We start from the raw sequence: 19,056 nt of genomic DNA, 5'->3' as shown, positions 1-19,056 counted from the left end.
TTGTGGGAGTGAGCCTGCTCGCGATAGCGGAGTGTCATTCAACAATGATGGCGACTGACACGGCCTCATCGCGAGCAGGCTCACTCCTACAGGGGAATGTGTTGGATTCGGGATGCTCATTTCACGGCGCCGAAGGAGAGGCCGCGCACCAGTTGCTTCTGGCTGATCCAGCCGAAGATCAGAATCGGCGCACACGCCAGGGTCGACACCGCCGACAATTTGGCCCAAAACAAACCTTCCGGACTCGAATACGAGGCGATCAACGCCGTCAGTGGCGCGGCTTTCGACGAGGTCAGGTTCAGCGACCAGAACGCCTCGTTCCAGCACAGGATCAGCGACAGCAGCACGGTCGAGGCGAGGCCGCCCTTGGCGATCGGCAGCAGCACGCGGACCATTTCCTGCCACAGTGTGGCGCCGTCGAGGCGGGCGGCTTCGAGGATGTCTTTGGGGATGTCCTTGAAGTAGGTGTAAACCATCCAGACCACGATCGGCAGGTTGATCAGCGTGTAGATCACGATCAGCGCGATGCGCGTGTCGAGCAGGCCGAAGCTTTTCGCCAGCAGGTAGATCGGCATCAGCACGCCCACCGGCGGCAGCATCTTGGTCGAGAGCATCCACAGCAGCGTGCCTTTGGTGCGTTGGGTTTCGTAGAACGCCATCGAGTAGGCGGCCGGCACCGCGATCAGCAGACACAAAGCGGTGGCGCTGAAGGAAATCACCACCGAGTTCCAGGCGAAGCTGAAGTAGTCGCTGCGCTCGTTGATGTGCAGGTAGTTCTCCAGCGTCGGCGTGAAAATGAACTGCGGCGGCGTGGCGAACGCGTCGATTTCGGTTTTGAAACTGGTCATCACCATCCACAAGATCGGGAAGAAAATCACGATCGCGATGGCCCAGGCCAGGGTGCCGAGCAGCAGGCTTTGCAGCCGGCGGGATTGTTGAAGGGTCATGGCAGGCCTCAGGCTTTGTCAGTCAGGTTTTTGCCGATCATCCGCACCAGAATGATCGCGGCGATGTTGGCGATGACCACAGCAATCAAGCCGCCCGCCGAGGCCATGCCGACGTCGAACTGCACCAGCGCCTGGTTGTAGATCAGGTAAGCGAGGTTGGTCGAGGCGTAGCCGGGGCCGCCGTTGGTGGTGGTGAAAATCTCAGCGAACACCGACAGCAGGAAGATCGTTTCGATCATCACCACCACGGCAATCGGTCGTGCCAGATGCGGCAGGGTCAGGTGCCAGAAGATCGCGATCGGCCCGGCACCGTCGAGGCGCGCGGCTTCTTTCTGTTCCTGGTCGAGGGACTGCATCGCGGTCATCAGAATCAGGATGGCGAAGGGCAGCCATTGCCACGAGACAATGATGATGATCGACAGCAAGGGGTAATGGGCTAGCCAGTCCACCGGTTGCGCGCCGAACAACTTCCAGATGTAGGCAAGGATCCCCGAAACCGGATGGAAAATCAGGTTCTTCCAGATCAGCGCACCGACCGTGGGCATGATGAAGAACGGCGAAATCAGCATGACCCGCACGATGCCGCGACCGAGGAATTCACTGGCCTCGAGCAACGCGCTGATCAACACGCCCAACACCACACTGATCAGCAACACGCTACCGACCAGCAACAGCGTGTTGGTGGCGCCCGGCATGAAGCCCGAGTCGGTGAGGAAATAGCTGAAGTTCTCCAGCCCGACGAATTCGTTTTCACCGGGGTAGAGCAGGTTGTAGCGGATCATCGAGAAGTAGATGGTCATGCCCAGCGGCACGATCATCCACAGCAGCAACAGGGCCACCGAAGGGCTGACCAGAAACCAGCCGGGATTGCGTACGCGGACCTTGCGCGCAGGTTGCGACAGGTCGAGGTGGGCTTTGGCAGTTGAAGTATTCATGGTGATCACAACCGAGTCATACAGACCTATGAAGATCTAATGTAGGAGTGAGCCTGCTCGCGATGGCGGTGTGTCAGTCACCGTCTGTTTCAGATTGAAAACCGCCATCGCGAGCAGGCTCACTCCTACAAAAGGCAGGAGCGAGCTGTTGCGGTTACTTGGGATAACCGGCGCGCTTCATCTCGCGTTCAGTGGTTTGCTGCGCCGCAGCCAGGGCTTGATCCACCGTGGTCTGGCCGATCAGCGCCGCCGAGAACAGCTTGCCCACCTGCGTACCCACGGCCTGGAACTCAGGAATGGTTACCAGTTGAATGCCGATGTACGGCACCGGTTTCAGCGTCGGTTTGCTTGGATCAGCCGCTTTGAGCGATTCCAGCGTGACCTTGGCGAACGGCGCCGCGCTCATGTAAGCGTCGCTGTAGGTCGAGGCGCGAGTGCCCGGCGGAACGTTGGCGATGCCGTCGGTCTTGGCCACCAGCGCACCGTACTCTTTGGAAGTAGCCCAGGCGCTGAACTCTTTCGCCGCGTCTTTGGCTTTGGAGCTGGTCGGGATCGCCAGCGCCCATGAATATAGCCACGCCGAGCCTTTGTCAGTCACCTGATGCGGGGCGAAGGTGAAGCCGACGTGATCGGCAACCTTGCTCTGGGTCTTGTCAGTCACGAACGAGCCGGCGACGCTGGCATCGACCCACATTGCGCATTTGCCGCTGTTGAACAGCGCGAGGTTTTCATTGAAACCGTTGCTCGATGCGCCCGGCGGGCCGGATTTCTTCATGGTGTCGACGTAGAAGTTCAGCGCGTTTTTCCACTCGGGGCCGCTGAATTCCGGTTTCCACTGCTCATCGAACCAGCGCGCGCCATAGGCGTTGGCGACCGTAGTAATCAGCGCCATGTTCTCGCCCCAACCGGCCTTGCCGCGCAGGCAGATGCCGTATTGCTCTTTGTCTTTGTGGGTGAGTTTTTCGGCGAACCCGGCGATCTGTTCCCAGGTCGGACGCTCGGGCATGGTCAGGCCGGCATCCTTGAACAGGTCGGTGCGGTAATAGGTGATCGAGCTTTCCGCATAAAACGGCAGGGCGTACAGCGAACCCTTGACCGACAGGCCTTCACGCACCGACGGGAACACGTCGTCGAGGGCGTAACTGGCCGGCAGATCTTTCATCGGTTCCAGCCAACCCTTGGCGCCCCACAGTGCCGCTTCGTACATGCCGATGGTCAACACGTCGAACTGACCGCCCTGAGTAGCGATGTCGGTGGTCAGGCGTTGGCGCAGAACGTTTTCTTCGAGCACCACCCAATTGAGTTTGATGTCCGGATGCTCGGCCTCGAAGGTTTTCGAGAGTTTTTGCATGCGGATCATGTCGCTGTTGTTGACGGTGGCGATGGTCAGGGTCTGGGCGCCAAGGCTGACGCTGCTGAGGGTCATGCAGGTGAGGGCAAGCAGAGCTTTTGCAGTGGGTTGCATCGTGCACTCCTTTTCTGCGTCCGGTGGGAGGCAGAAGGACAGTTATTGTTTTTGTGTCTTCCGACGACAGGAAGAATGTGCACTGATTACAGCCTTCAATCGCAGGGCTGACAAATCATCCCTAGCACTTTTATCGATACTTTTTTGCACTGGGCTTTTGCTGACTAAACGCAGGGAAGGGCGTTTCAACGCCGAGGTGCTATCGAATGCGTACAGGTTTCTGATGTCGACACAGCCCCTTGTAGGAGTGAGCCTGCTCGCGATAGCGGAATGTCAGCCAACATTTCTGCAAGCTGTCACACCGCTATCGCGAGCAGGCTCACTCCTACAGTGGAATTGTGTTGTCAGAGGCGGTTCTGTTCGGTCAGGCGCTGCACCGCGAGCCGTCGATAATGCGACGGCGTCATGCCCTTGAGCTGCTGAAAACGCCGATTGAAATTGGAAATGTTGTTGAAGCCGGATTCGAAACACACGTCGGTCACCGGTTTGTCGCCGTCAGCCAGCAGTTCACAGGATTTGCTGATGCGCAGGCGATTGACGAACTCGATGAAGTTGCGCCCGGTGGCCTGTTTGAACACTCGGCTGAAATAAGTGGGTGTCATACCCAGGTGTTCCGCGACTTCCTCCAGTGAAATATCCCGGGCGTAGTGCGCAAAGATGTAGTCCACGGCGCGGTTGGTGCGGTCGATGTTGTGTTCATCGGCCAGTTGCGTGTTAGTGGCACCCGAGAGTAATTGATAGTCGTCACTCGCAGCGAGCAATTCCATCAGGATAAAGAAGTGGCCGAGGCGGGTAATGCCTCTGGAATCGGCAATGCGCTGCATCAGCGTCATGGCCTGGCGAATCGTGTGCTTGCAGCGGAATTCGATACCGTACTGCGCACGCTCCAGCAGCGGTGCAAGGGATTTGAGTTCGGCGAAAACCTGATGGCCGTCTTCGAACAATTCATCGGTGAAGTTGACCAGCATGTCGCGCTTTTCAACCACTTCGTCTTCAGCTACCTGGCTGATCCAGTTGTGCGGCAGATTAGGCCCGGTGAGAAACAGGGTTTCGGGATAGAAGTTGCCGATGTAGTCGCCGATGAACACCTTTCCGGCGCTGGCGACGATCAGATGCAGTTCGTATTCCTTGTGGAAATGCCAACGTACCAGCGGGCAGGGAAAGCCGTGCTGGCGGTAGATGATGGACAACCCGTTATGGTCATCCATCAACTCGTATGAAGGGTCGGTCACGCGGGCGGTTCGGGTCATGGCGGGCAGCTTTTTTGTTATCGCCCGCCGATCATGCCTCGTTTGCCGTGGCGTGCGCCAGTTCGTTGCGAGGGCATTCCATGGAGCTGACTCAATCAGACTGCACGCGCAGCGTTACTGCGCCTTCTCGTTAGCTTTCTCAAGATTGGCCAGACAGCAATAAAACACAATTTTCGAGTCTTTAATAAAATCGAAATTGATGATGTTGCACAGCTTCGCCCAGCCTGTCCTGTCCGGGGAGAACCAGGTGTCCAGATCATTAAGAATTCGCTTTGGCCCGCCGGGAAACGTAAAACACGTAGCAGAGAGCGACCAGAGGTGTTGCCTGCTCCTGGGCTCGGCCATTACCTTTGTAATGAATTGGTGCAGGTCAGTGGTGCTGACAAGGCTTTGGCCGATCCATTTGTGGTTGATTGGTGAGTAAAACCGATTGTCGTTTGCGTTCCACGGCATCGACGCTGTAACCAGGACTCTTTGCAGAGCACTTGATTGTTTGAGCTGGCCAAGTGAGCGGTACACGTTATGGCTGGGAATCATCCGTTCACCAAGATGTTGCAGCATCAAATCCCTGAACTTGATGAAGTTGAACTCACTGTCACCTTTTTTCAGTTCATGAAAGTCGAGGATGATGAATTCATCCGGTCTTTCCGAGAGGAATCTGTTGACATCGCGAACAAGATCTTCAAGGGTTCGCGAAGTAAGATACCCGTTGTGCTGAAAACGGAACTGACTGAAACCTTTGGCTTTGTCGTGATACTCCAGGCGAACATCCAGTGCTCGGGCGCCGAGGTTGAGTTGCGCGTAGAAAGAATCATCCTGGCAGGCGATGAGGTTTTTGCCTGGAAGCAATGCGTACGAGGCTTTCCAGTCACAGCCCGCATTATGCGTTCCAGGCAGTGTCAGTTCAAAAAGGGACAAGTTATCAAGTTGCGGGATGGCGGACATCCATTGATTAAGTGGAATGTTTTCGAGTTTGGTGTTAAGCATTTCATTGTCCTGCGTAAAGTTATAGAAGTTGTGCGCGCAGGATGTTTATAGTGTCTGGGGCTTGTTTGGCCAATGCTTTGTTTAATGCAATTCGTGTATCGGTTGATGCGGGCGTGCGCTAGGTAATGTCGCCAAGTGACTATTCTTTGTTACTTGGCGAACATGATTCGCTTGGTTTACTGTTTATCAGCTGTTTGAATGGCGGAGGATATAGGAAGAATACCCTCGGGTTTTTTCAAAGGCCTTCTTGATATTCGCCTGATAGCAGAAATAAACGAGTTTTGATTTTTTTATGAAATCGAAATTGATAATGCTGCATTTTTCTGCCCAGTCACTGTTGTCTGGATCGAACCAGGTGTCGAGCTGATCAAGCATTCTGACAGGCCCGCCAGCGTCATAGATGGCTGCCGACAGCGACCAGGGTGCCGACTTCTCAGGAGGCTCAGCCAACACTCTGGCAATGAACGCCTGCAGGCGCGTGTGTTGGGGTTGAGCTATTTGCTCCAGGGTATCTCCGACAACTTTCAGAAAGTCACTGCCGGCCCATTGATGGGTTATTTGCGCACCGAAGACGGTTCGGTCCAGGTGGCGGTTGGCAGGTCCGGTGACCAGCACACGCTGAAGTCGGCTGACGTCCTTTAATTGGCCAAGTGTCAGGTGTCTGTTGCCGGTGGGGATGATGTGCTCACCCAGTTGCACCTTCATTACCTCATTGAAGTATTTGAAATCGAAGGGTTCAGCGCCGTGTTCGATTTTGTGAAAGTCCAAAATGATGAACTCATTAAAACTTCTCTCGAGAAACGCTTTAATGTCGCGAACAAGGTCGGCCAGCGTGCGCGAAGACCAGGTCTTGTCGTGTACAAACCGGAACTTTTCAAGCCCGTTCGCATGGGGGTTGTAAACCAGGCGCACATCAAGCGCCCGGGCACCGCGGTTGAGCTGACTGTAAAAGGATACGTCCTGGCAGGCGAACCAGTTACGCGTGAATACATTGGAATAGTCGGCTTCCAGGTCGCAACCGGCGTTATGGGTGCCTGGCAATGTCAGCTCATTGAGTGAAAGTGTGTCGATTTCCGGGGCTGCATTCATCCACTCGTAAAGAGGCAGTATTTGTCTGTTGAGTTGCGTCATGTTATCCATCCGGCACAAGTGAGTAATGAAAGTCATTATTGATGCGAGAGCGGATGGTTATAGCGCTTGATATTTGTTTGGCCAATATCGGTAGTTATGCAGTGTGTGTCGTCACGACCGGTTACTGGTCGTCACGTTGGCGACGTATTGCGGTTTTTTGCTTCAATCCATTGCGCCATATATTGGGTACTTTTGTGCGCATGATGCCGCAACATGCTGCCGATAAAGTTATTGGCTCTGAGTGTCGGCAAGTTCAGTTGGCAATCACGCAGCTTTTCGATCAGCGCCTGACCATGCACTGCCCGTTGGTAGCGCTCGCCGAGCAAGGTGTTTGCCGCCAATTGGCTCGCCTGCCACTGCGTTTCATCCTGATAGAGGCGAACGGCCTGGTTGGCCAACTCGGTCGCCGAAAGCGCAACGGCACCGGGCCACGGCTGACCGGCATGCATGCCCTCCGCTCCAATGGGGGTGGTGACACTCGGTGTGCCGCACAGCATGGCGTCAACCAGTTTGCCCTTTATACCGGCACCGAAGCGCAGCGGGGCCAGGCAAACCCGTGCGGCGGACATGACCTGCAACGCGTCTTCGGCCCAGTTCATCACATGAAAGCCCTGCGCAGCATTATGCAACGCCGTGGCCTTGGGCGGTGTGTACGCGCCATAGATGTGCAACTGCGCTTGCGGCAATTGCTGACGTATAAGTGGCCAGACGATGGATTTCATCCAGAGCACCGCATCCCAGTTGGGCGCATGCCGGAAGTTGCCGATGCTTACAAAGTGTGCTCGATCGGTGAAGGCCGCAGGGGGGGCACCTGGCAGGTCAATCATCAGTGGGCACCAATGCAACAACTGACGCGGCAAGCCGAATTGCTCGACCAGCAACTCGATTTCAACTTCTGAGATCATCAGGTTCAGATCGCAGCGGTACAACGCCGCGATTTCCCGTTTGGCCAGATCAGTATCGGCCATCAACTCAAACTCTTCGCGCAATGCCGGCGCAAACAGCTCGCTGAAGTCGTCCTGATCGCTGTTGGCTTTCAGGCGGTCCTTGAGCCGCTGATGGCGGGCATGTCGCAGGCTCTGCAGGTCGGAGGTTTCCAGCACACGCAGGGCCTCGGGGCAGTGCTTTTCAACCCGCCAGCCGAACTGCTCCTCCATCATGAACTGGTCGAACAGCACAATATCCGGCGCCAGTTCACTGATGAATACGTCGAAACTGCTGTTGTTGAGTTCAATGGATACTTCGCGAATACCCAGCGCAGAGAGGTCTGCCTTATGTTCGCCGGGGCCGGCGGGACTGCTGAAGGTGATGTCCCAACCCTGTTGCAAAAACGTTTCGAGGATCTGCATGACGTGGCCACTGGCGGCGGACGAGCGCGGTTCGGGCCAGACATATCCGATGACCAGGACTTTGGTAACGGGCTGAGTCATTAGCAGTGATCCTATGCAGCAAAGCGTGGGCGAAAAAAGGGCGCAATTAAACCACAGTGGTGGTTGCCTGCGCCCTCTGTCAGTGCTGCGGCCCGGAAAATCTGCGGGGTTTAAAAGTTTGGTTTGGCCAGATTGAGCAGGATCGGCCCCGAAAGAAATTCGCCGGGAGCTGTGTTATTGATCGAGTTGGTGATGGTGGATAGGTTGAACATAAATGTTGCATGGTTGGTTTTATGTTGGTCGATCAACGAAACCGCCAATGAATAAGATTCGGCGTTTAACAACGCAGGGTGCTCTTGTACGATTTTTGGTCGGCTCGAAATCGTCGCTTTAAACTCCTCGTAACCCTTTAAAACACCTAAGCGGTAATGGGGATTACTGAGATTCTGAGGATGGGCCTTGTGCGCGTCTCGGGCAAATTCCAGTAACCCGACCGCGTTGTATTCTGCCGGGATGGCACCTTGTATTATTTCACCGTAGTACAAATCAAGCGTGTCCGGCGCACCATGAGACATCTCATGCACGAGGATATCGCCGACCCTGGCGTCATCGAATTTCGCCACCGTGTAATATTCATCCATGTTGTCAGGATAAATGGACAGGAATGTTCTTGTGTTGATGTCCAGCTTCTCGCCTGAGCGTACGGCCGCTTGCCAACGTTTATAGGCTTGAGGTTGTAACGCAGCGATTGCGTCGGAACCAGGTGGCCGAAAGACCATGTTATGCAAACCTACCGAATCAAGGTCCTTGCGCATGGCGCGCAAGTTCCTGGTTATTTGTTCAATGGCCTCACTCGAATCAATGCCGAAGACATGCTTGATGACGGATCTGAGATCATCGTTCTGACCATCCAAGAGTAATTGGATCGTGTTGTCGATTTTACTCTTGGCGTGGGGAATGGCTTTTTTCAAAAATCCACGGGTGTAGCTGAACGGTTTTGCTCGCTTGAAAGGGTTTGGAACGTTGAATTTGTTGATCAGTTTCAGGTTTCTTAACTCGGGGCCCCATGGTTCGCCCAAACGGTTCAACGCGTACAATTCATCACTGTGGCGTATGCCCCAAACCTGGAACACGTCTGCGGATTCTTGCGCAGTTTGTCGGATGCCCAAGCGGATAGTGTCTGGATCGACAGCCTTCGAAAGTGCGTGATAGGGCGTCTTTCCCGACCATTTGCGCGCATCGTAAATGGCGCTTTCGAGGGCAGCCACACTGCTGTGCCAGCCTTTACGCAAAAGTTTGGCACCATTCACAAGCAAATCGGTTGCGCCATCCAGCGGATTGAGCAAGTTGCTGACCAATCCAGCGCCTGTCGAAGCTATCTTGCTGGCCTTGGTGGCGATACTCATGCTCGTGGCGGCCAGGCTGGCAATCTTTGCGATGGCTCCGACCACTAACAGAATGGTCATCGCGGCTTCCAGGGTGCACGCCTTGGCTCCGTCCAATTGTCGCTCGATGTCGTCTGAACCGAGATCTTCGATGCATGACTTGAAGGGCACGACAAAGTTGAGAAACGTGTCCAGGTCCTTTTCCCGTTTTGCACGCAATGCTTCAAGCCGGGTCTGGCCCCAGCACTCTTTAACCAACTCATCGTAAGTCGCGACGGGTCTGTGCTTGAGTACGAAGTTCACCAGACGGTCGAACTCTGTCGAGTAGAAGCTCTGGTAGTACCCATTTATTGGCGACAGCGGCGCGACGGCTGGCAACTCGGCAACTTTGTCGATCACCCCCGAACTGACGTCCACGAGACCCGGCGTTACACCATGGGTATAACACTCGATGTTCATCGGCAGTTGATGAACTTTCGCAGGCGCAGAGTAATTCGTCTCATTGCTGCGAGCGGGAGCGCTCAACAGATTTTCCCTTTGCACAAGCTTGGCCAACTCGGTGTTTTCGCGACAGACGCCGTGCAGCGTGAATAATTCGTAACAGGTCACCCGGCCTTCGAACTCGCAGCAGACCACTACGCCGTAGCGACCCTTTGCTTCATCTATTTCTTTATGACTTTCCGTCGGTTTGCGCTCAGTCGTTTTCAGAATGGCGTCAAGGGTCGTCGCGATAGGATTGGCCGAGATACCGGTAATCGATTGGAGTCTGGCGACCGAGGGCCTGACGGTGAACATCGTCACCTTGCCCTTGAGCAATCGAATCCGGTCGAGCAATGGCATTGAAGTAAATGCTTGCTTCAAATGCGTATTCATCGCTTGCGCATACGCCAGATAGGCCCGATTGAACTGACGGTAGAACTCATCGTCGGGAGAAACCAGATTACCGCGCATGTTGGGGAACGCTGTATAGATGCTTTCCCCTTTTTTCAAATCCCAATTGCCGGTCGCCAGATCGTTGGACATATGCAACTCGACAGGTGACATTTTTAGCGAAATGTAAGCGTCTTCCAGCGGTCGATTACGCGTTTGCTCAAGGACGTCGCTTTCAAGATAAGTGCAACCCTTGGCGACCTGCTTGAGGATATCCAGTGCGACGCTTTTGCGGGTTGGCAGTGGACGCGTCAGTGTTTCAGCGTTTTCGGCAAGCGTCCTCGCGTGTCGGGCGTAGGCGTCCGTGGCGACTTTCAGTGAGTCAGTGACTGATTTTTCGACGTCATCAGACGTGACGATTTTGTTGAGCACTGCCCAATCAATCACAGGATCCACGGCGGCCAAAGCGTCGAGCATCTTGCGTGATTCGGTCACTGGTTCCAGTGTCGAAAGTTGCTGCAATTGCGCGTAAGTCATGGATCGAGTCGAGCCTGGCGCTATGATTTCTTGCACCGCCACGATTCGGCAAAATTCCACGCATTGCGGCGTTCCCACTAGCAGGGTGGCAGGTAGACCTTTGACCAGAAATTCCGGCGCAGGCTCCGCCAGCAGCAAGTGAGCGGCCAATGCTGCATTCTTTTTACTCACCCTTTGGTGCTCGATCAGGTGATTCTCGAAATCGGTTTGAATCTCGGCGAAGGACTTTTCCATATGCTTGGCAGCATACAAATCGAAACCGGCAACATGATTTCGCGGTACATCTTCGCCGACTTGAGGATGAAGATTGAGCAGCAGCGAAGTCAGGACAATCTGCTTGCGCGACGTTTCCGATTGCGGTTGGTTGTCGCGCGCGCCGTACCAGTCAAGATCCCGTACGTAAGCGTCGGCCCAGTCAGCAGCGATGGGGCTGGAAACAAGTGCCTTGATAATGTCCTCAGCCTCGGCACGTGTGAAGGGCGCAGTTCGTCCGCCAAAAATGCTCTCCGACAAATGCTCCAGTAACGATTGATCCTTGATGTAACTGGTGATGAGTTTGCGGAACTCACTGCGCCCAGTTGCAGTAAGCGTCGCCGAGTTGCCTTCTCCAGTCTTTATCATTTCCCAATAGTTACTCAACTCTGGGCTTGCAGGAGGGGCAGCTTGCATGAATGCCAGTAACCGGTAAACGTCGGCGGCATGGCGAGGGGTCAAGTAACCGTGGAAAGCCAGCCATTGTGCTAAATCAACTTCGTCTGCGGTGGAAATTTTGCCACCGGTCAAATGGGCCATTTCAACCAGTGTCTGCAGATCATCTTTCAGATCAGGGGAAAGTTTGAAGGCGTTTGCAAAACTCACGATCGCACCGGAGTGCTTTGCATTTATTTCGCCTTCAGCGGTCACTTCAAAGTCTGAGTGCTCGGAAAGTCTTAGCGTGCCCAGTAGTCTTTTGAAGGAGTCTTGTTCGGACATCAGTTGCAATAGCTGTCTGCCGGGAAGCAGGGCGTCTTCAAGTGACGATCCCGACTCCACAGAAAGTTTTGCGCCTTCCAGTGAAATTCTTTGCGCAGGAGCAAGATGCGCTGAGCGCTGCTTGAGTTTATAGATCACTTCCTCTCGTTCACGGTTATCGCTTGCAACGTATTCACGGTGACGGTTAGAAGAAGGGGCAGGTCGGGATAAGTAACGTTGATTCAGGGAGTTTGAAAGTTTTAGGGTCATAATAAATTCGTTTATTTTGGTTAGTATGTTTGAGTGATCCTCTTTTGTTGGGCTGCGTTTATCAAGAAGCATTATGTGAGTGTGTTTTTCAACAGCTCGCCAGCTTGTATTTTATTCGCGAAAATATGAGGCCGGACTGCCCCTTGAAGTTGTTTGAAAGGGGCGGTGCGTTGAGTTGGTTATTGAGTGATGCGTTTTACTTTGTCGCGCAATTGATCGATCGAAAAGGGTTTGCCGATGACCTGCATGCCTTCGGGCACTTCGATACTTTCAGCGTAACCACTGGCAAACAGGATTGGCAGGGCGGGGCGCACGATGCGTGCCTGAGTCGCCAACTCACGACCATCCATACCCGGCAAACCTACATCGGTCATCATCAAATCAATGTTCTGGTTCTTGTCATTGAGAAACTCCAGCGCCTGTTCGCTGCCGTCAGCCTCCAGCACCTTGTACTCCAACTCCTCCAGCACATCGACGATCAGCATGCGCACAATGGCATCGTCTTCTACTACAAGGATGATGGACGCTGGGGTGGACATAATAGAGGCTCTCAAAGATAGAAATTCAGGGGTATCGGCCGGTCGAATCTGCCGGGCTCATGCATGAGTAAGTGGCGCATGGCCATAAGTTCCCGGTTTGATACAAAAAACATTCACTGCAAATGGACAGGCAAGGATAACTGTTGGCGTGGCTCTAGACGCGAGCAAATGTAGGAATTTGCTGCCAAAGCTGTGAGAAAAATGGATCCATACCACCGTTTTGGGGCAAACTCTCGGGTTTTCAACAGTTCGACAAGGCTGCCCCATGTCCTCTCCGTCTACGGTTGATGAGCAACGGTTTCGCAAACTCCTGAGTCGCAACATCAGTCTGCCCTTGGGCGTCGGTGTACTCAGTGCCGTGTTCTTCGTGTCGCTGATCACTTATCTGCTGTCGGTTATCCAGTGGGTGGAGCACACCGACCGAGTGATCAATAACGCCAATGAAGCGGTGAAGCTCACTGTGGACCTGGAAACCGGCATGCGTGGTTTTCTGCTCAGCGGCGACGAGCACTTCCTCGACCCTTACGAGACGGCCAAGCCGCGTATCACCGTGGCGCTCAATACCTTGCTCGAACTGACTGCCGACAATCCGGTGCAAACCGATCGTCTGCGCCGCCTCCAGGCGTTGCAGACCGAGTGGGCCAATTACGCGCAATCGATGATCGATCTGCAGCGATCCAGCGGCGATTACCGCGGCGCGGTCAAGGCCGGGCGTGGCAAGCGCCTGACGGACGAAATCCGCAAGCAATTCGAAGACGTTATCGAAACCGAACAGGTCTTGCGCACCACGCGCAATGAAGAGGTGCGCCGCACCACAATCTGGAGCATCAGCCTGTACCTGCTGTTCATTGCCGGTATCAGTGGTTTGCTGGCTTATATTGGCCGACGTGATCTGGTCAATCTGTCGACCAACTACGGTGCCAATCTGGCCGCACAGCAAGCCAGTGCCGTGCGTCTGGAACAGCAGGCGTGGTTGCGCAATGGTCAGACCGAACTGGCCGAACAGGTGCTGGGACAACTGACGCTGAATCTGTTGGGGCGCAATATTCTGCAATTCTGTGCGCAATACCTCGGCACCGCCGTAGCCGCGCTGTATGTGCGTGAAGAGCACGGCGGCCTCAAGCGTGTGGCGACTTATGGCTTCTCCCGTGAGCAGGAAGAGCAGGAACAGTCGATCTACAGCGGCGAGGGCATCGTCGGCCAAGTGGCGCAGCAGGCGCGGCTGATTCGTCTCGATTCGGTGCCGTCCGACTACTTCAAAGTCAGCTCCGGGCTGGGTGAAGGCTTGCCGCACAGTGTGCTGGTGGTGCCCACCAGCGATGATGATCGGGTCAACGGCGTGATCGAATTGGGTTTCCTGCGGCCGCTCAATGATCGCGATATCGAACTGCTGGAGTTGATTGCCGGCAACATTGGTACCTCCATTGAAGCTGCGCGCTATCGTCAGCGCTTGCAGGAAGTGTTGGCCGAAACCCAGCAGCTCAACGAAGAGTTGCAGGTGCAGCAGGAAGAGCTGAAAACCGCCAACGAAGAGCTGGAAGAACAATCGCGGATTCTCAAGGAGTCCCAGGCGCATCTGGAGACCCAGCAAGTCGAACTGGAGCAGACCAACGAGCAGCTGGCCGAGCAGGCGCAGACCCTGGCCGAGCAACGCGACGCCATGGATCTGAAAAACACCGAACTGAATCAGGCTCAGGTGCAGCTCGAAGAGCGCGCCGAAGAGCTGCAGCGCTCAAGCAAGTACAAGTCCGAATTCCTCGCCAACATGTCCCACGAACTGCGCACGCCGCTGAACAGCTCGCTGATTCTGGCCAAGTTGCTGGCGGAAAACCCGCAGGACAATCTCAGCGCCGAACAGGTCAAGTTCGCCGAGTCGATCTACTCCGCCGGCAACGATCTGCTCAACTTGATCAACGACATCCTCGATATCTCCAAGGTCGAGGCCGGCAAGCTTGAAGTGATTCCGGAAACCACCAGCGTCGCGCGTCTGGCCGATGGCCTGCGCAGCGTGTTCGAACCGCTGGCGGCGGACAAACGCCTGACATTCACCGTCGCATTGCAACCGGACGCGCCGACTACGCTGTTCACCGACCGCCAGCGCCTGGAACAGGTGATCAAGAACTTGCTGTCCAACGCCCTCAAGTTCACCGAACAAGGCGCGGTCAGCCTGACGATCAGCAGTCAGCCCAACGATCGCATCGCGTTCATCGTGCGCGATTCGGGTATCGGCATTGCCGCCGATCAACAGGAAAGCATCTTCGAAGCGTTCCGCCAGGCTGACGGCACCACCAACCGCAAGTACGGCGGCACCGGGCTCGGCCTGTCGATCTCCAGGGATCTGGCGACCTTGCTTGGCGGTTCCATCAGCGTCAGCAGTGTACCGGGGCAGGGCAGTGTGTTCACGCTGGTGTTGCCGCAGCAGTACAACGAGCTCAGCGATGTATCGAGCGCACCGTTGACCTTCACCCCGCCAGCACCAGCGGTGACCGCGCCCGTTGCACCTGCTGTTCCGGTTTCGCCGTTGGCGCCGGTGCACATTCCGCGTTTCGCCGATGACCGTGACAAGGCTCCCTTCGCCACTCGCTGCATCCTGGTGGTGGAGGACGAGCCTAACTTTGCGCACATCCTCTACGATCTGGCGCATGAACTCGGTTATCAGTGTCTGGTTGCCCATGGTGCCGATGAAGGTTACGACCTGGCTCGCGAGTACGTGCCGGACGCGATCCTGCTCGACATGCGCCTGCCGGATCACTCCGGTCTGACCGTGTTGCAACGCTTGAAGGAACACGCCGAAACCCGCCACATCCCTGTGCATGTGATTTCGGTTGAGGACCGCGTCGAAGCGGCGATGCACATGGGGGCCATTGGCTACGCGGTCAAACCGACTACCCGCGAAGAACTCAAGGATGTGTTTGCCCGTCTGGAAGCCAAACTGACCCAGAAGGTCAAGCGAGTGTTGTTGGTCGAGGACGACGATCTGCAGCGCGAGAGCATCGCCCGGCTGATCGGTGACGAAGACATCGAGATCACCGCCGTGGGCCTGGCGCAAGACGCCCTGAATTTGCTGCGCACGACGATTTTCGACTGCATGGTCATCGACCTGAAGCTGCCGGACATGCTTGGCAATGAACTGCTCAAGCGCATGTCCACCGAAGACATCTGCTCGTTCCCGCCAGTCATCGTCTATACCGGTCGTAACCTGACGCGCGATGAAGAGGCAGACCTGCGCAAATACTCGCGTTCGATCATCATCAAGGGCGCACGGTCGCCGGAGCGTCTGCTCGATGAGGTCACACTCTTTTTGCACAAAGTCGAATCGCAGTTGTCCCATGAACGGCAGAAGATGCTCAAGACCGCGCGCAGCCGCGACAAGGTCTTCGAGGGTCGCAAAGTGCTGCTGGTCGATGACGATGTACGCAACATTTTTGCTTTGACCAGTGCCCTTGAAACCAAAGGTGCGGTCGTGGTGATCGGCCGTAACGGCCGTGAAGCGATTGAGAAGTTGAACGAAGTCGAGGACATCGATCTGGTGTTGATGGACGTGATGATGCCGGAAATGGACGGTTTCGAAGCCACCATTGAAATCCGCAAGGATCCGCGCTGGCGCAAACTGCCAATCATCGCCGTGACGGCCAAGGCCATGAAGGACGATCAGGAGCGCTGCCTGCAGGCGGGCGCCAATGATTACCTGGCCAAGCCCATCGACCTGGATCGCCTGTTCTCGCTGATTCGCGTGTGGTTACCGAAGATGGAACGCATTTAGTGGAACGTAGTCACTCCGTGGAACGAAACAGTGAAATCGAATTGCGGCTGTTGATCGAGGCAATCTACCTCAAGTACAGCTACGATTTTCGCGATTACTCAGGCGCTTCGATCAAGCGCCGGGTGCAACACGCGTTGAGCCAGTTCGAGTGCGCGACCATTTCGGCGTTGCAGGAAAAAGTCCTGCACGACCCGACCGCGTTCATGCAATTGCTGCAATTGTTGACGATTCCCGTCAGCGAGATGTTTCGCGACCCGTCGCACTTTCTGGCGATTCGCAAGGAAGTGGTGCCGCTGCTCAGGACCTATCCGTCGATCAAAATCTGGATCGCCGGATGCAGCACCGGCGAGGAGGTCTATTCGATGGCGATTCTGCTGCGCGAAGAAGGCCTGCTTGATCGCACGATCATTTACGCTACGGACATCAATCCGCGCTCGCTGGACAAGGCCAAGCAAGGGATTTTCTCGATGGAGAACGTCCGTGCCTATACCGCCAACTACCAGCAGGCCGGGGGGCAGTGTTCATTTGCCGACTACTACACCGCCGCTTATGGTTACGCGATTTTCGACAAGAGCCTGTGCGAAAACGTGACGTTCGCTGATCACAGCCTGGCCACCGACAGTGTGTTCTCGGAAACCCAATTGATTTCTTGCCGCAACGTGTTGATCTACTTCAACAAGAAACTTCAGGATCGAGCGTTCGGGCTGTTCCATGAATCGCTTTGCCATCGCGGTTTTCTGGTGCTCGGCAGCAAAGAGACGCTGGATTTTTCCAGCTACGCCAACCAGTTCGAGCCCTTGGTGAAACAAGAACGGATCTACCGCAAATCATGAACGACACCACGGATCTGCCTCGAATCGAGGCTATTGTGGTCGGTGCTTCGGCCGGTGGTGTCGAAGCGTTGATGAATCTGCTTGGCCCTTTGCGCAAGGGGTTTGTGTTGCCGATCATCATCGTGCTGCACTTGCCTGAAGAGCGCCGCAGCCAATTGGCCGAGGTGTTTGCCCGGCGTCTGCTGCTGCCGGTGGAAGAGGCGACGGACAAACAGGACATCGAGGCCGGTACGGTGTATTTCGCCACCCCCGGTTATCACCTGTCCGTGGAACAGGATCGCAGTCTGTCCTTGAGCCTTGAGGACCGCGTTCATCATTCCCGGCCATCGATCGATTACCTCTTCGAATCCGCCGCCGATGTCTACGGAACCAGGCTGGCGGCTGTGTTGCTGACGGGCGCCAATCACGATGGTGCGCGCGGTCTTGCCCAGGTCAAACGCCACGGCGGGCTGACCATCGTGCAAGACCCCGAAGACGCTCAGGTCGCCACCATGCCACTGGCCGCGCTGAAAATTCAGCCGCCGGATCATGTCTTACCCATTCACGGCATCGGCCGTCTGCTAGTCGAGCTGGAACGAATCGCATGCTGAGTAATATCCAGGCAAAACTGCTGATCGTCGACGATCTGCCCGAGAACCTGCTGGCTCTCGAAGCCCTGATCAAACGCGAAGACCGCACTGTTTACAAAGCGCTGTCGGCGGACGAAGCACTGTCGCTGCTGCTGCAACACGAGTTCGCCATGGCCATTCTCGACGTGCAGATGCCCGGCATGAACGGCTTCGAACTGGCGGAGTTGATGCGCGGTACCGAGAAAACCAAGAACATTCCGATCATTTTCGTCAGCGCCGCCGGCCGTGAACTGAACTACGCATTCAAAGGCTACGAAAGCGGCGCGGTGGACTTCCTGCACAAGCCGCTGGATATCCACGCGGTAAAAAGCAAGGTCAATGTGTTTGTCGACCTGTACCGCCAGAGCAAAGCCATGAAGCAACAGGTCGAAGCCCTGGAGCAGGCCCGGCGCGAGCAGGAGGCACTGCTGCAACGGTTGCAGAGCACCCAGCTTGAACTTGAGCAAGCGGTGCGGATGCGCGATGACTTCATGTCAATCGTCGCTCACGAAGTGCGCACGCCGCTCAACGGCCTGATACTTGAAACCCAATTGCGCAAGATGCACCTGGCGCGGGACAACGCCGCAGCGTTCACCCTCGACAAGATGCACGCCATGGTCGATCGCGATGAGCGACAGATCAAAAGCCTGATCCGGCTGATAGAGGACATGCTCGACGTGTCGCGGATCCGCACCGGCAAGCTGTCGATTCGTCCAAGTCGTTTTGATCTGGTGCAGTTGGTGAGCAATCTGCTGCAGAACTTCGCGCAGCAGATTGAGGCAGCGGAAACCACCGTTTCCTTCGAAGCGGAGCATCCGGTGGAGGGTTGCTGGGATGAGTTCCGCATCGAGCAGGTCATTTCCAATCTGTTGACCAATGCCTTGCGTTACGGTGGCAGAAGCCCGATTCAGGTGCGCGTCTACCGTCAGGGCAATCAGGCACGGGTCGAGGTTCAGGACCACGGAATCGGCATCAGCGAAGAGAACCAGAAGCGCATTTTCCAACAGTTCGAACGGGTCTCCGCCAAGACGGTAGTGGCCGGCCTCGGACTGGGTCTGTTCATTTCCGAGCAGATCGTCACCGCCCATGGCGGTTCCATCGTCGTCGAGAGTCAAATCAACGAGGGCGCCCTGTTTCGCGTTTGTCTGCCGGTCGAGGAAAACGGCACATCCGACGCAACCTCTGAGTGACCACACGGTCGTATCAGCAGCTATT

13 protein-coding genes are annotated in these 19,056 nt (G+C 55.6%); 4 read left to right on the top strand and 9 right to left on the bottom strand.

The annotated features are described in order from the left end of the window. Positions 1 to 116: 116 nt before the first annotated feature. The 9 genes from CKW17_RS18190 to CKW17_RS18150 all read right to left on the bottom strand — a co-directional run bounded on the left by CKW17_RS18190 (position 117) and on the right by CKW17_RS18150 (position 12,637). Positions 117 to 947, bottom strand: a complete 831-nt coding sequence (locus tag CKW17_RS18190; protein WP_095120887.1) for a carbohydrate ABC transporter permease — start codon at positions 945 to 947, stop codon at positions 117 to 119. 8 nt (positions 948 to 955) lie between these two features. Continuing rightward, complete coding sequence (locus CKW17_RS18185) at positions 956 to 1,882, bottom strand: carbohydrate ABC transporter permease (RefSeq protein WP_095121016.1); 927 nt, start codon at positions 1,880 to 1,882, stop codon at positions 956 to 958. A gap of 154 nt (positions 1,883 to 2,036) precedes the next feature. Then, the gene (locus tag CKW17_RS18180) at positions 2,037 to 3,347 is read right to left on the bottom strand and encodes a sugar ABC transporter substrate-binding protein (protein WP_095120886.1); all 1,311 of its coding nucleotides are present in this window, start codon (positions 3,345 to 3,347) and stop codon (positions 2,037 to 2,039) included. A gap of 344 nt (positions 3,348 to 3,691) precedes the next feature. Beyond that, complete coding sequence (locus tag CKW17_RS18175; protein ID WP_095120885.1) at positions 3,692 to 4,597, bottom strand: AraC family transcriptional regulator; 906 nt, start codon at positions 4,595 to 4,597, stop codon at positions 3,692 to 3,694. A 114-nt stretch (positions 4,598 to 4,711) separates the two neighbouring features. Next, positions 4,712 to 5,584 carry a phospholipase gene (locus CKW17_RS18170; RefSeq protein WP_095120884.1) on the bottom strand — a complete coding sequence of 291 codons (873 nt, stop codon included), beginning with the start codon at positions 5,582 to 5,584 and terminating at the stop codon, positions 4,712 to 4,714. A gap of 186 nt (positions 5,585 to 5,770) precedes the next feature. Next, a complete protein-coding gene (locus tag CKW17_RS18165) occupies positions 5,771 to 6,715 on the bottom strand; it encodes a phospholipase (protein WP_095120883.1) in 945 nt (314 codons plus the stop codon). Between the two features lie 131 nt (positions 6,716 to 6,846). Continuing rightward, positions 6,847 to 8,145: a glycosyltransferase gene (locus tag CKW17_RS18160; RefSeq protein WP_095120882.1), complete on the bottom strand. Its 1,299-nt coding sequence runs from the start codon at positions 8,143 to 8,145 to the stop codon at positions 6,847 to 6,849. A gap of 110 nt (positions 8,146 to 8,255) precedes the next feature. Further along, a complete protein-coding gene (locus CKW17_RS18155) occupies positions 8,256 to 12,098 on the bottom strand; it encodes a hypothetical protein (RefSeq protein WP_256586254.1) in 3,843 nt (1,280 codons plus the stop codon). Positions 12,099 to 12,277: 179 nt separating this feature from the next. Further along, positions 12,278 to 12,637 carry a response regulator gene (locus CKW17_RS18150; RefSeq protein ID WP_095120880.1) on the bottom strand — a complete coding sequence of 120 codons (360 nt, stop codon included), beginning with the start codon at positions 12,635 to 12,637 and terminating at the stop codon, positions 12,278 to 12,280. 265 nt (positions 12,638 to 12,902) lie between these two features. On the opposite strand from CKW17_RS18150, the gene CKW17_RS18145 reads away from it, so the two are divergent. From CKW17_RS18145 to CKW17_RS18130, 4 genes are read left to right on the top strand one after another with little or no spacing between them, the layout of a single operon-like run. Then, a complete protein-coding gene (locus tag CKW17_RS18145) occupies positions 12,903 to 16,400 on the top strand; it encodes a response regulator (protein WP_095120879.1) in 3,498 nt (1,165 codons plus the stop codon). After that, positions 16,400 to 17,233, top strand: coding sequence for a protein-glutamate O-methyltransferase CheR (locus CKW17_RS18140; protein WP_095120878.1), 834 nt, complete (start codon positions 16,400 to 16,402; stop codon positions 17,231 to 17,233). The genes CKW17_RS18145 and CKW17_RS18140 overlap by 1 nt, the downstream gene beginning before the upstream one ends. Beyond that, complete coding sequence (locus tag CKW17_RS18135) at positions 17,230 to 17,823, top strand: chemotaxis protein CheB (protein ID WP_095120877.1); 594 nt, start codon at positions 17,230 to 17,232, stop codon at positions 17,821 to 17,823. The genes CKW17_RS18140 and CKW17_RS18135 overlap by 4 nt, the downstream gene beginning before the upstream one ends. Continuing rightward, the gene (locus CKW17_RS18130; RefSeq protein WP_016987303.1) at positions 17,817 to 19,031 is read left to right on the top strand and encodes a hybrid sensor histidine kinase/response regulator; all 1,215 of its coding nucleotides are present in this window, start codon (positions 17,817 to 17,819) and stop codon (positions 19,029 to 19,031) included. The genes CKW17_RS18135 and CKW17_RS18130 overlap by 7 nt, the downstream gene beginning before the upstream one ends. Positions 19,032 to 19,056: the final 25 nt, after the last annotated feature.

The sequence above is a fragment of the Pseudomonas sp. Irchel s3f10 genome (assembly GCF_900187515.1).
Lineage (GTDB): Bacteria > Pseudomonadota > Gammaproteobacteria > Pseudomonadales > Pseudomonadaceae > Aquipseudomonas > Aquipseudomonas tensinigenes.
The sequence above is the reverse complement of the archived record's forward strand: the minus strand, read 5'-3'. Positions and strand labels throughout refer to the sequence as shown.